This is a genomic window from Streptococcus sp. DD13, from assembly GCF_001578875.1.
Classification (GTDB): domain Bacteria; phylum Bacillota; class Bacilli; order Lactobacillales; family Streptococcaceae; genus Streptococcus.
In genome coordinates this window covers 1,058,777-1,072,760 of sequence record NZ_KQ969506.1, presented here as the reverse complement: position 1 = coordinate 1,072,760, position 13,984 = coordinate 1,058,777, and the positions used below count along the sequence as shown (strand labels likewise).

Annotated in this window: 11 protein-coding genes and 2 pseudogenes; 8 read left to right on the top strand and 5 right to left on the bottom strand. The window is 47.5% G+C overall.

What is annotated here, in order from left to right:
* Positions 1-87: 87 nt before the first annotated feature.
* Entirely contained in the window at positions 88-1,344 is a 1,257-nt protein-coding gene (hutI, locus tag STRDD13_RS05015) for an imidazolonepropionase (protein ID WP_067102679.1), read from the top strand.
* Positions 1,345-1,546: 202 nt separating this feature from the next.
* Positions 1,547-2,947 carry a MucBP domain-containing protein gene (locus STRDD13_RS05010; RefSeq protein ID WP_067102677.1) on the top strand — a complete coding sequence of 467 codons (1,401 nt, stop codon included), beginning with the start codon at positions 1,547-1,549 and terminating at the stop codon, positions 2,945-2,947.
* A 405-nt stretch (positions 2,948-3,352) separates the two neighbouring features.
* On the opposite strand, the gene STRDD13_RS05005 is transcribed toward STRDD13_RS05010, so the two are convergent.
* Positions 3,353-4,015: a DUF1129 domain-containing protein gene (locus STRDD13_RS05005; protein ID WP_067102674.1), complete on the bottom strand. Its 663-nt coding sequence runs from the start codon at positions 4,013-4,015 to the stop codon at positions 3,353-3,355.
* Between the two features lie 27 nt (positions 4,016-4,042).
* Entirely contained in the window at positions 4,043-4,987 is a 945-nt protein-coding gene (locus tag STRDD13_RS05000) for a magnesium transporter CorA family protein (protein WP_067102671.1), read from the bottom strand.
* A gap of 181 nt (positions 4,988-5,168) precedes the next feature.
* Between STRDD13_RS05000 and uvrA the strand changes: the two are divergent.
* From uvrA to nusB, 6 genes and pseudogenes are all read left to right on the top strand, one after another.
* A pseudogene (uvrA, locus tag STRDD13_RS04995) lies at positions 5,169-8,001 on the top strand (excinuclease ABC subunit UvrA).
* Between the two features lie 150 nt (positions 8,002-8,151).
* Positions 8,152-8,964 (top strand): hypothetical protein, encoded by an 813-nt coding sequence (locus STRDD13_RS04990; protein WP_067102668.1) that lies wholly within the window; start codon positions 8,152-8,154, stop codon positions 8,962-8,964.
* A 132-nt stretch (positions 8,965-9,096) separates the two neighbouring features.
* Positions 9,097-10,170 (top strand): M24 family metallopeptidase, encoded by a 1,074-nt coding sequence (locus tag STRDD13_RS04985; RefSeq protein WP_067102665.1) that lies wholly within the window; start codon positions 9,097-9,099, stop codon positions 10,168-10,170.
* Between the two features lie 63 nt (positions 10,171-10,233).
* Positions 10,234-10,794 (top strand): elongation factor P, encoded by a 561-nt coding sequence (gene efp, locus STRDD13_RS04980; RefSeq protein ID WP_067102663.1) that lies wholly within the window; start codon positions 10,234-10,236, stop codon positions 10,792-10,794.
* 29 nt (positions 10,795-10,823) lie between these two features.
* A complete protein-coding gene (locus STRDD13_RS04975) occupies positions 10,824-11,216 on the top strand; it encodes an Asp23/Gls24 family envelope stress response protein (RefSeq protein ID WP_067102660.1) in 393 nt (130 codons plus the stop codon).
* A complete protein-coding gene (gene nusB, locus STRDD13_RS04970; protein ID WP_067102657.1) occupies positions 11,206-11,628 on the top strand; it encodes a transcription antitermination factor NusB in 423 nt (140 codons plus the stop codon). Before STRDD13_RS04975 ends, nusB begins: the two co-directional genes overlap by 11 nt.
* A 56-nt stretch (positions 11,629-11,684) precedes the next feature.
* Here nusB and STRDD13_RS08985 read toward each other — a convergent pair.
* The 3 genes and pseudogenes from STRDD13_RS08985 to STRDD13_RS04955 all read right to left on the bottom strand — a co-directional run.
* Positions 11,685-11,832, bottom strand: a pseudogene (locus STRDD13_RS08985) (ISL3 family transposase); the annotation flags it as partial.
* 245 nt (positions 11,833-12,077) lie between these two features.
* On the bottom strand, positions 12,078-13,214 hold the full coding sequence (locus tag STRDD13_RS04960) for an ABC transporter ATP-binding protein (RefSeq protein WP_067102650.1): 1,137 nt from the start codon (positions 13,212-13,214) through the stop codon (positions 12,078-12,080).
* Between the two features lie 75 nt (positions 13,215-13,289).
* Positions 13,290-13,984: sugar ABC transporter permease (locus STRDD13_RS04955; protein ID WP_067102647.1), on the bottom strand; the 695-nt coding region annotated here is incomplete at its 5' end.

Sequence of the window (13,984 nt, the reverse complement as noted above, 5' to 3'; positions counted from 1 at the left end):
GATGGAGCTGTCCAGCACCACAATTGTTGAAACAGAAGAACTTCTTTCTTATAATAGAAGAAAAAAAGCAAACGCAAAGGAGAAAAAATGACAGCAGATCTGATTTTAACCCATTTCAACCAAGTATTTTGCCCCCGTGATGTCGGTCATCCTTTGTTTGGAAAGGCGATGGCGACGGCGACGATTCTAGAGGATGGCTATATCGCCCTAAAAGATGGGAAGATTTTAGCAGTTGGACAAGGAGAGCCAGACGCAGCCCTCGTCGGACCAGAAACGGAACTTCGTTCCTATGAAGGGAAGGTAGCGACCCCAGGTTTGATTGATTGCCATACCCATCTGGTCTACGGAGGAAGTCGCGAGCATGAGTTTGCCAAGAAGCTGGCGGGTGTTTCTTATCTAGATATCCTAGCCCAAGGAGGTGGGATCCTCAGTACGGTCCGGGCGACTCGGGCATCGGACTTTGCGACTCTTTATGACAAGTCAAAACGGCTGCTAGATTATATGCTCCAACATGGCGTGACGACAGTGGAAGCTAAGAGTGGCTATGGTCTCGACTGGGAGACGGAGCATCGACAGTTAGAAGTGGTGAAAAAGCTAAACCAAGACCATGAGATAGATTTGGTTTCGACCTTTATGGCAGCCCATGCCATCCCAGAAGAGTACAAGGGACGCTCCCAAGCCTATCTGGATGAGATCATCAAGGACATGCTGCCACGAGTGAAGGCAGAAAACTTAGCGGAATTTTGTGATATCTTTTGTGAGAAAGGGGTCTTTACGGCTGAGGAATCCCGCTACCTGCTCTCCAAGGCCAAGGAGCTCGGCTACAAACTGCGGATTCATGCCGATGAGATTGCTTCGATTGGCGGAGTGGATGTAGCAGCAGAGCTAGAAGCTACTAGTGCAGAGCACCTCATGATGATCACAGACGAGGGCATCGAAAAGTTGGCAAAAGCCAAGGTGATTGGCAATCTCCTGCCTGCTACCACCTTTAGTCTCATGGAAGACACCTATGCCCCAGCTCGCAAAATGCTAGATGCGGGCATGGCTATTACGCTTACGACAGACAGCAATCCAGGCTCTTGCCCGACAGCCAATCTCCAATTCGCCATGCAGTTAGGCTGCTTTATGATGCGTCTGACACCGATTGAAGTGCTCAATGCCGTGACCATTAATGCCGCTTACTCCGTGGACCGGGCGAGCACGATCGGTTCCTTTACCAGAGGCAAACAGGCGGATATCACCATATTTGACGCACCAAATCTTGATTACCTCTTTTATTTCTTTGCCACCAACCTCGTCACCCATGTCTACAAGCATGGTCGGCTTGTCCTGGGTCAACAGTAGGAGATGAGCAAAGTGGTTTTTCGCTTCTGTCTGGGAGCGAAAGGCAGACAGAGACGGGAGTCCCATATCCATCAACCCTTACTGCGCGTGAAAGTAAGGGTTGATTTTCATTTTATTTTCACCTCAAATGATTGGAAAGATTTCGCCCGTTGTGTTATACTGTAGGTGCAGAAATGTACGACTCTATTTACAAGGAGGCAAGATGATGCCAATATCAACTTTTCGTCGCTTAGTAGCTCCTAAAAAGATCCTAGGATTACTAGCTACGATTCTATTTACAGTAGGCTTTTGGTCCCTCTCCGCTTTCGCAGCGACAGGGGATTGGTCCGCACTCAAAACTGCTGACCAAGGAGGTCCGAATGTCGCTTATGTGGACAAGGAAAGCTTGGACAGTACAGAGCTTGCGCAGCTCCGCCAACTGACTACTGGTGAAGTTATCCAAGCGAACTGGCGCTATAAGCTGGTCTATGCCAAGGATGAAACCAAGGATTCCAGCTCTTCCTCCAGTTCTTCCAATCCTCCATCTACGACCTCTACCCCACCATCTACAAAGGATGAGCAGGTCAAGAGGACGCCAGAAGGCCAATTGCCACAAACTGGTGAAGACACTATGGTGATGATTTCTACCCTCGGACTGGTCTTTCTGGGAGGAGCTTTTGTCCTTGTCTTTCGTCGCAAAGGCCGGGGTGTAAAGGGGTTGGTAGTCCTCTTATTAGCTACTGGAACCCTGAGCCTAGGGACAAGTGCAGTTAAGGCCTACTCCGGTACAGCGCTCAAGGGAACAACCTTGCTCGCAACTGGTACAGTCATCACACCGCCTACCATTGATGGGTATCACTATGTCGGTGTCATCTCTACCGCTTCTGGTAGTGTCATCGCCCGTTATGTGGATACCGATGGTCAAGAGATTGCGGACAGTGTCACCGTAGCAGATGGCCTAGAAGTCGGTACGACCTATGCCACAGAGCAAAAAGTGATCGACGGCTACCAGTTCAAGGAGCTTGCAACGGATTCTGCAGCTGCCTCTGGGACCGTCACTGACAGCACCCAGACTGTAACCTATGTCTATGACAAGTTAGGGACCTATACCCTCAACCTCAGCTTGCGTCTGAATGGTTGGTTTACAGTGATCAATACAGGGAAAACAGACTATGATGGAAAGACTATTGATGTGTTTGGTAAAATAGTCAATGCAGATAAGCCTGTGTCCATCGCTTGGAAGGGACAAGAAATCACCCCAACCAAAGGAGTAGATGAAAAAGGTGCTTCCTATCTCCAGTATGACCTACCGATCTATACCTCCCAAGGAGTGGTTGGTGAAGCTATTAGTGGCTACCCGACTACCGATGAAATCAAGGAAAACCTGACCATCACCTATGCAGGGACGACTTACCATCCAGATGAGTTTGTCAAGGCTTATACAGCCGTCAGCCAAAGAACCATTCTTGAAGATTTAACAAACATTCCTTTTTATTCAGATACAGAAAGCAACTCCAACACCTGGTCTATGAGTTATCCGACAGCTCCAGGAAACTACGCTGCTACTCCTACGACCCAGTCCGTCACTTTTGTCTCAGAAAGTTTCCCTTGGTCAGCTTTGTAAGAAGAGGATATTTTAAAGTCCATTCCTTTCAAAAGAGCTCAAAAAAACAAGCACCTATGGGTGCTTGTTTTTAATTAGAAGGGAGCGGCATGGCCGGGTACGGAGTATGGCTATATTCCAATAATTCCTGTAACCGCTGGTCGGTTTCTTATGTATATTTGCGTCAGCGCATATCCTACCGCTTTTTGATGTGTGGACCTTTTGCGACCAACCCTGCGAAACGATGCTGGCTGCTTGGTTCGAAGCCAGTCGAAAGCTTTGTGAAAGTAGTCAAATCTTGCGTGAACAGTCCTCAGCTGTTAATGTTGGGGGGAGCACGAAATGACGGAGATAGCGATTGAAGACCAAAGCAGGCCATTTCTTAAATAAAAAATCCCCAGCTCAGAGTCGAGCTGGGCATTCCTCTTAGTAAGTTTGCAAGGCGCTTTGGATATTGTATCGCTTGCGGATATAGTAGCGAAGTCCAAAGGTAGCGGCTCCCAAGATGAGGGAAACCAGCGGGTCCAAGATAGGGTTGATAGTGGTTGGAAGGAGTACTAAAGCCATGGAGATGATGGACCACAAAATGGTGACCAAAAGGACCAGTCCAATGGCTGTCCAAAAACGAGGCTTCTGCCCAGTCTTACCAGATTGATGGCGGTAGACATAATAGTACATGAGGTAGAGACCACCCCCAAAGCCAATGGACATGACAACAAGGGAGAGCAGTCCAAAGGTCCCAGGCTGACCAAAGAAGCCCATCGCTCCGGTCATCAGGGCTAGGAGGGCCAGCATAAAGAAGCTCGCATCCATCCACATCAACCACGGGTTGGTATTTTTTTGATTTTTTTCTGCCTCACTTTTTCGAGAGGTGTCTTCTAGTAGACGAGTCGCCCACTCTGTCGGTGCTCCAAATAGGGCGCGTGCAGTATAGCCATCCTTTTGCTTGTCAAGAATGACAGGAAGGATCTCGTCCAAGGCTTCTTTAATCTCTTGGTCAGACTTGCCAGCCTTGATCAGGGTGTTGGTAGCGATATGGATGAATTCTTGATTCTTTTTTGTAAATTGCGACAGTTCGATGTGGGACATATTCTTCTCCTAATCTGGGGTTCGTTCTTAGAACCAGCGTTTCTTGATAAAGTAAAAAGTGAGGGATAAACTGACAGCAAAGGCTGCTAAGATCACCAACCAAAAAGCATGAGGGAGGTCATTAAAGGGAAGCAGGTTGTCCTTAAAGTTCATCCCATAGGCTGAGAAAATCATGGTCGGGATCGACATGACAATGGTCACCAGCGCCAGCGTCTTCATGATGGTGTTTTGATTATTGGAAATCACGGCCGCAAAGGCATGGGTCATGGAATTCAGGATGTTTCCGTAGATGTCTGCCATCTCAATGGCCTGCTGGGTTTCGACCAGTGTATCGTCTAGCAGGTCCTCGTCTTCCTCGTATTTCCGGAGGATCGTGGTGGAGTTGGCTAGTTTTTTAGCGATTCGCTCATTCATCTTCAGCGAGGCCTTAAAGTAGACGATGGTCTTTTCCAGCTCCATCAGGTCGATCAATTCCTCATTTCGAGTCGCTTCATGGAGCAAACTTTCGATTTCCTCACTTTTTCGATCGATACTTCTTAAGGCAGACAGGTAGAGTTGAGCATTTCGGTAGAGGATTTGAAAGACAAAACGAGACTTCATAAAGGTATAGAAGTTTCGTTGCCTTCCATGGATGAAGTGATCCAAGAGTGGAAGCTTCTCCAGACAGGTCGTGATGATGGCGTCATTGGCTAGGATGATCCCGAGCGGAATGGTGACATAGTAGGTCTTGTTGTTTCGCTCTTCCGTGATGGGGATATCCACGATGATCAACTTGTAGTTTTCTTCGTGGACGATCCGGGAGGTTTCCTCAGCATCGAGCGGGGCCCGCAAGTCCGTGATATCAATCTGGTACTCTTCGGCCACCTCCATCGACTCACTCTGAGATGGATTGACCAGATTAATCCAGACACCTGCAGGGTAGTTCTGTACTTCTTCCAGACTGGTCATGCTGGACAAAAAAGCTTGTTTCATGGTCTTCCTTTCTAAGAGTTTGGATAAGGTCGGCGCAACCTGAGAAAGAAGCAGAAAAGACCAAAACCTTTCTCATCTTTCCTTCAAAAACGTACTCTCTATTATATCAAAATCATCCTTAAAGGAAAAGATTTATTTAGGATTGTGCTATAATGAAGGGGAGATTCATCAAGGAGAAATCATGCAAGATAAGATTGTGATTCATGGGGCTAGGGCCCATAATTTAAAAAATATCGATGTGACGATTCCGCGAGATAAGCTAGTGGTGGTGACGGGACTTTCTGGATCCGGCAAGTCCAGCCTAGCCTTTGATACGCTTTATGCAGAAGGGCAAAGGCGATATGTCGAGAGCCTCTCGGCTTATGCCCGTCAATTTTTGGGCAATATGGATAAGCCTGATGTGGATTCGATTGAAGGTTTGAGTCCGGCCATTTCCATCGACCAAAAGACGACGAGTAAAAATCCTCGTTCGACGGTGGGGACTGTGACGGAGATCAATGATTACTTACGCCTCCTCTATGCCCGAGTAGGGACGCCTTATTGTATCAATGGGCACGGTCCTATTGCAGCCTCGTCAGTAGAGCAAATCGTAGATGAGATTTTGGGATTGCCTCTGGGACAGCGCCTTCAAGTTCTAGCACCGGTCGTGCGCAAAAAGAAGGGGCAGCACAAGACCGTCATCGAAAAAATCCAAAAGGATGGCTATGTCCGGGTGCGCGTGGATGGGGACATTTACGACGTGACGGAAGTTCCCGAACTGTCTAAGAGCAGACAACACACCATCGAGGTCGTCGTAGACCGGATTGTTCTCAAAGAAGGGATTCGTTCGCGCTTATTTGACTCAGTAGAAGCAGCCCTGCTACTAGCAGAAGGGTATGTCGTTATCGATACTATGGACGGGGAGGAGTTGCTTTTTTTCAGAGCATTATGCCTGTCCGGTCTGTGGCTTTACGGTGCCGGAATTGGAGCCTCGCCTCTTTTCTTTCAATGCCCCTTTTGGTTCGTGTCCGGACTGTGACGGCCTGGGGGTGCGGCTGGAAGTTGATTTAGACCTGGTGGTCCCGGATCCAAGCAAGAGCCTGCGGGACGGAGCTTTGGCCCCATGGAACCCGATTTCGTCCAATTATTACCCTCAAATGCTAGAGCAGGCTATGGAGCAGTTTGGAGTAGACCTCGATCAGCCCTTTGAATCTCTGACAGAGGAAGAAAAAGAGTTGATTTTCAGTGGTTCCAAAGGGAAGGAATTCCACTTCCATTATGAAAATGACTTTGGGGGTGTCCGAGATATTGATATTCCTTTCGAGGGCGTCTTGACCAATATTAACCGGCGTTACCATGAGACCAGCAGTGACTTTACCCGCAATCAAATGCGCAACTACATGAATGAGCTGACCTGTGCCACCTGTCATGGCTACCGTCTTAATGACCAGGCCTTGTCTGTCCGTGTGGGAGGGGAATCCGGTCTTCATATCGGTCAAGTGTCGGATTTATCCATCGCGGATCATCTGGCCTTGCTGGAGGAGCTGACCTTGTCTGAGAATGAAGCGACGATTGCGACACCGATTTTAAAGGAAATTCGAGATCGCCTTAGCTTTCTGAACAACGTCGGGCTCAATTATCTCACTTTATCTCGTTCTTCTGGGACCTTGTCGGGTGGGGAGAGTCAGCGGATTCGCCTGGCCACCCAGATCGGCTCCAACTTGTCGGGTGTCCTCTATATCCTAGATGAGCCCTCCATCGGTCTTCATCAGCGGGACAATGATCGCCTGATTGACAGTCTCAAAAAGATGCGGGATTTAGGGAATACCCTGATCGTCGTTGAGCATGATGAAGACACCATGCGACAGGCTGACTACCTGATCGATATCGGACCAGGTGCAGGTCAGTTTGGAGGTGAAGTGGTGGCTGCGGGGACTCCGGCACAAGTCGCTCGAAACAAGCAATCTATCACAGGGCAGTACCTTTCGGGCAAGAAGGAGATTCCCCTTCCTGAGGAGCGGCGCAAGGGCAATGGCCGTTTCGTCGAGATCACAGGTGCGACGGAAAATAATTTGCAAGATGTGACCGTCCGCTTTCCACTAGGAAAGTTTATCGCTGTGACCGGGGTCTCTGGGTCAGGAAAGTCCACCTTGGTCAATACCATCTTGAAACGGGCTCTGGCTCAAAAGATCAATCGCAATTCTGAAAAGCCCGGAAAATTTAAGAAGATCACTGGAGTCGAGCATCTGGACCGACTGATTGATATCGATCAAAGTCCGATCGGTCGGACACCACGGTCCAACCCTGCGACCTATACGGGAGTCTTTGATGATATCCGTGATTTATTTGCCCAGACTAACGAAGCCAAGATCCGAGGGTACAAAAAGGGACGCTTCAGCTTTAATGTCAAAGGAGGACGCTGCGAAGCCTGTTCGGGAGACGGGATCATCAAGATCGAAATGCACTTTTTACCAGACGTCTTTGTCCCTTGTGAAGTCTGCCATGGACGTAGGTACAATAGTGAGACCCTAGAAGTGCATTACAAGGGAAAAAATATCGCAGAAGTCTTGGATATGACCGTGACCGATGCCTTGGAGTTCTTCCAGCATATCCCAAAGATCGAGCGCAAGATTCGGACGATCCAGGATGTAGGCCTTGGCTATGTTACTCTTGGCCAACCTGCGACCACCCTCTCTGGAGGAGAAGCGCAGCGGATGAAGCTAGCTTCAGAGCTCCACAAGCGCTCGACCGGCAAGTCCTTCTATATCTTGGACGAGCCCACTACGGGTCTTCATACCGAGGATATTGCGCGCCTGATCAAGGTCTTGGAGCGCTTTGTCGACGACGGAAATACCGTCTTAGTGATCGAGCATAATCTCGATGTGATCAAAACGGCAGACCATATCATTGACCTAGGGCCAGAAGGGGGCGTCGGAGGTGGCCAGATCATCGAAACGGGCACCCCAGAAGAAGTCGCTCAGCAGCCGACTAGCTTCACCGGCCAATACCTCAAAGAAAAACTTCATCTCTCGTAAAAGGAAGCTCGAAAGAGCTTCTTTTTTGTCCTATTTGATTCGAATTTGATTCGAAAAAAAGATTGACAAAGAAAATCGGGGGGGGGGTAAAATAAATGTGTAAAATACACTACAAGCCTTTTGAGGCTCGTCTTACAAGGAGAAGATGACATGACACAAAACGAATGGCTCGACTATTTTCGCTTTGTTCACCAGAGGGACCCGCGCCCGGAGGAATACACCACAGCGCTCCAAGCGGGCGAATTTACGGTGGAGCCACCCAGACAGCCAGTTCCTCCACAAGGCCCAACAGCGCCCTATGGGCAGCCCCAGCAAGGACCATATCAGATTGATCTGTCTACTACAAGCCCCGTACACCAGGGTTATGCTCCTACAGGAGGTATTCCGCAGGGTTTGGAACCGAAGAAGAAAAAGAGCAGAAAGAAGCTCTTCCTTACTCTTCTGTTGATGGGAATTGCTCTGATAGCAGGGCTTGGATTCTTTGCTCTATCGGGAGGTCTGGACAAAATCTTGCATCCGACTCAAAAGCTCTATTACCAGTTTCTCTCTGGACCTGAATATGGAGATTACAGATTGACTGTCGTGGCAGATGGTTCAGGGAAAATCGAGACGGTTCAACTGGTCGTCATTGATGATCTTAGCCAGACAAGGGGATCCTCTGGGATTCGGTTTAAAGAGGAGTTGGACCAACTCCATCTGAGTGGGATGAAGGCGGAAGAGGTCACATCTTCGGGATTTAGACGGGTAGAAGTCACGCTGGATATGGCGAAAGTCAATATGAAAGAAGTAGATGAAAAACTTACGGATATAGTGCTTAAAGAGCTGGTCGATACAGCATGGAAGAGCCAGACGCTTGCTCAGTTTGAACAAGATAAAAAGAAGACATATTATTTCCTTGAAGCAGAATTTCAAAAAGTTCCAAATGGCAAATTTAAAAACCTGCCAGGGTATACAGAGGAATAAGGGCACCTTCCAGTTTAAGCCCTCAAGGGTTGGCAAAGAAATGAGGCCTTTTCGAGGCCTTTTTCTGTTGAATCGATAGCAATTCCCCCTAAATAGTGCTACAATAGAGCTAGTAAACTCAGGAGGAAATCGATGGAAGCATACTTAGAAAAACGATTGGCCAATTTTGAAGCAGCACTGGAAAAGTCTGGTGTGGATGGGATCTTGGTCACTAATTTAACCAATATTTACTACTTGACAGGGTTTTCTGGGACCAATGCGACCATCTTTATCAGTGGCAAGCGTCGTCTCTTTGTCACAGACTCCCGCTATACCTTGATTGCTAAGGGGGTCGTGAAGGGGTTTGACATCGTTGAAACCAGGGAGGCCTTGAAAGAAATCGCTCAGATCATTGCACCGGATGGTCTATCCCAAATCGGCTTTGATAGTGAAGTCACTTACAGTTTTTATCAGCAGTTAACCAGCAGTTTTCCCGGATATGAATTAAGGTCGCTGACGAATTTCGTCGAAGAGCTTCGGGTAATCAAGGATCAGCATGAGATTGAGACAATTCGCAAGGCTTGTTCCATCTCAGACAAGGCGTTTTTGGATGTCTTGGACTTTATCAAGCCAGGCAAGACCAGTGAGCTTGAGGTCGCCAATTTCTTAGACTTCCGCATGCGCGAATATGGTGCATCTGGTATTTCGTTTGATACCATCATCGCTAGTGGTTCCCGCTCTGCTATGCCACATGGCCGGGCTAGCGATAAAATCATCCAGAGTGGCGAGAGCCTGACCATGGATTTTGGTTGCTACTACAACCACTATGTCAGTGACATGACTCGGACCATCCATGTAGGACAGGTATCAGACCAAGAACGGGAGATTTATGAAATCGTTCTACGGGCCAATCAAGCCTTGATTGAGCGGACAAAGGCGGGTCTTTCCTTCCGAGATGTCGACAGCATCCCCCGTCAGATTATCGTAGATGCCGGATATGGACCAAACTTTACCCACGGGATTGGACACGGGATTGGCCTAGACATTCACGAGATTCCCTACTTTGGAAAGAGTGACCAAGTCCTCCAGGCTGGAATGGTCATTACAGATGAGCCAGGGATCTATCTAGATGGCCAGTACGGACTGCGCATCGAAGACGATCTGCTCGTGACCGAGACCGGATGTGAAATCCTAACCCTAGCGCCAAAAGAACTGATTGTGATTTGAGCTATCGAGCTTTTTATGGTACAATAAAACGAATCAATTTGAAGAAGAGGTAAATGAAACAACATGATTGAAGCAAGTAAATTAAAGGCCGGAATGACCTTTGAAACATCTGATGGAAAACTCCTTCGTGTCTTGGAAGCAAGCCACCACAAACCTGGGAAAGGAAATACCATCATGCGGATGAAGCTCCGTGATGTCCGTTCCGGTTCAACTTTTGATACAAGCTACCGTCCAGAAGAAAAATTTGAACAAGCCATCATCGAAACAGTTCCTGCCCAGTACCTGTATAAGATGGATGATACGGCTTATTTCATGAACACCGAAACCTATGACCAGTATGAAATTCCGGTGGCTAATGTAGAGCATGAATTGCTCTACGTCCTTGAAAATGGCGATGTTAAGATTCAGTTTTATGGAACAGAAGTCATTGGTGTGACCGTTCCAACGACAGTCGAGTTGACAGTAACCGAGACACAACCATCGATCAAAGGAGCGACTGTGACAGGTTCTGGGAAACCGGCTACCTTGGAGACTGGCTTGGTGGTCAACGTACCAGACTTCATTGAAGCAGGTCAAAAATTGGTCATCAACACAGCAGAAGGAACCTACGTTTCCCGAGCTTAATCAAGACCCTTCTCTAGAAAGGATTTCTTATGTCAAATGTAAATCTTGGCGAGATTGTCATCGCCCCTCAAGTCTTGGAAGTGATTACTGCGATTGCTTCTGCGAAAGTAGATGGGGTTCATTCCTTGCGCAATAAAAGTTTAACAGATAGCTTTTCAAAAAATGCCCGTAGTCGTGGGGTCTACCTCCAGGCAGATGAAGAAGGAAATCTAACAGCGGATATCTATGTTTACTTGCAATATGGCGTCAATGTACCCGCAGTTTCCATGGAGATCCAGCGTGCAGTTAAGACAGCCGTTGCCAACTATGCGGACATCTCTGTGACAACTGTTAACATTCATGTGGATGGGATTGTTCCAGATGAAACTCCTAAACCAGCCATCGAGGACTTGTTTGGAGAGGACTTCTCAGATGAAAGCTAATCTAGCAGATACCCGCCATGTTCTCCGCCAGCGGGCCCTTCAAGCCATCTTGTCGATTGAGTATGGTCAGGAGCCCCTTGCAGCAGCCCGGTTTGCCTATACCTATGACAAGGAAGAGGAGCAGGAGATTGAACTTCCCCTCTACCTACTGAATGCCGTCAGTGGTGTGGCAGAGCATTTATCAGAGTTGGATCAAAAGATTTCCAACAAATTAAAGGCTGGATGGACCATTGACCGTCTTACCTTGATTGATAAAAGCATCTTGCGTCTAGGTCTCTATGAAGTTCTCTATGACGATGAAACACCTGGACGGGTCGCCGTAAATGAAGCTGTCGAACTCGCCAAAGAGTACTCAGATGAGCACTCTAGCAAGTTCATCAATGGAATCCTAAGTGGATATATCGTAGATTAAAAAGACCCATTGGGTCTTTTTAGTTCTTTGTCAGCTTGTAGCAGGTTGATGACATGCTAGCACCAGGAGAGGACGCGTTTCGCCTTCTCTTTTTTGATGTGTAGAGCGATCAAAATCCGTTTTTTGAAAGTTGTCACAGGTGCAAAAATCAGAGGTGTTTTGCTTGATGACTTGAATGATGTGCTTGGTGGTTTCGGGTTTTGCAAATCTAAATGCCGGTATTTTCTAACCTATCTCCAAATAGAAAGAGGCTGGGACAAAAGTCCTAGCCTCTTCTTTGTTTTTGGCTTGTCGCGCAAGACGCAGTGGTTGAGTGCGCTCTACTAGGCTGATTTCATCAGCTTTTACAGCCCTACTCAACTGTGCGGAGGTGGGACGACGAAATCGAATTCTAACGAATGACCGATTTCTGTCCCACTCTCTGATTTGTCATGGGATTTTACCTGTCTTTACAAGGTGATGCGAGTTTCAGATGAAGGATCAAAGAAGTGGCCTTTCGCAACGTTGAAGGTTAAGTTGACACTTTCACCTGGTTCGTGGAAGTCGCGAGCATCGACGCGAGCTGCAAATTCCGCTTGGCCATTTTTGACATAGAGCATGGTTTCTGATCCGAGAAGTTCAGAGACTAGTACTTCGGCGTTGACACTAGCATTTGGATAGACATCTTGAACAATTGGGCGACTAGAGACGTCCTCTGGTCGAATGCCAAAGATCACTTCCTTGCCATCATAGCCAGCCTCTTTCAGAACTTTTGCTTGTCCATCTGTGATTTCAATATCCATCCCATCTTGGTTTGAGATACGGTTGCCATTTACTTGAACGGTGAAGAAGTTCATGGCAGGGCTACCGATAAAGCCAGCAACAAATTTATTTGCAGGTTCATTATAGAGTTCTTGCGGTGTACCGATTTGCTCGATACGACCGATGGTACCAGAGCCATCAGGATTTTTCGTCGAACTCATGATAACGATCCGGTCAGCTAAGGTCATAGCTTCGGTTTGATCATGGGTAACGTAGATAGTAGTCGCACCGATGCGACGCGTGATTTTGGCAATCTCAGCACGCATGGAAACCCGAAGTTTGGCATCCAGGTTGGACAATGGTTCATCCATGAGGAAGACTTTGGCATCCCGGACGATGGCGCGTCCCATTGCTACCCGTTGACGTTGTCCACCAGAGAGGTCTGCTGGCTTGCGATCTAAGAATTCTGTTAAGCCTAAGCTTTCAGCCGCCTCGCGAACTCGTTTATCGATATCGTCCTTTTTGTACTTCCGAAGTTTCAGGCCAAACGCCATATTGTCGTACACGGTCATATGAGGATAGAGGGCATAGTTTTGGAAAACCATGGCGATATCCCTGTCTTTTGGAGATTTATCGTTGACGATTTGGCCATCGATATAGAGGTTTCCTTCTGTAATTTCTTCCAAACCAGCGACCATCCGCAAGGTAGTCGATTTCCCACATCCAGAAGGACCAACAAAGACGATAAATTCCTTGTCCTTGATATCGATGCTGAAGTTTTCGACGGAGTAATGGGTACTATTGGGATATTTTTTATAGATATTTTCTAATTTTAAGGTTGTCATAATCTTCCCTTTCAATGATACAAATGCGGGAGGAGCGAGGATGAAGAAGTCTAGAATCTTTTCATCCAGGCCACTCTATTTAACAGATCCACCTGTCACACCTTCAACATAGTATTTTTGCATGAAAATGAAGAGCAAAGTGATTGGAATCGCGATGAGGATAGCCCCTGCGGTAAAGGGCAGGAACCATTCATTAATAGCATCTTGGTTGAGCATTTGATAAAGCCCTAGCGCCACGGTGTATTTGTCCTTGACGTCGCCCAGGATGACAGAGGCAAAGATGAAGTCCACCCAAGGTCCCATAAAGGCCATGAGGGCAGTATAGACGATGATTGGTTTTGATAGCGGAAGCGTGATTCGCGTAAAGATCTGGTAGCGAGTAGCTCCATCAATCATCGCTGACTCATCTAGCGAATACGGAATCGTGTCAAAGAAGCCTTTCGCAATGTAAAATCCTAGGGCTGCTCCAGCAGAGTACACCAAAATCAAAGAGGTCAGGGTCTGGGTCAAGTTCAAGGCCTTCAAGATGTAATAGACAGCAATCATGGACATGAATCCAGGGAACATGTTGAGCACCAAGGCGAGTTTCAAGAAGCCATTGCGGTGTTTGAATTTGATCCGGCTAAGAGAATAGGCCATTCCTACCGTGATCAGGGTAGACAAGACACAGGTGCAGGCTGCCACGATGAAGGTGTTGAGGAACCATTTTCCAAAAGGATAGGCATCACTCGTAAAGAGCTTGATATAGTTCTCAAAGGTATAGGTTTTAG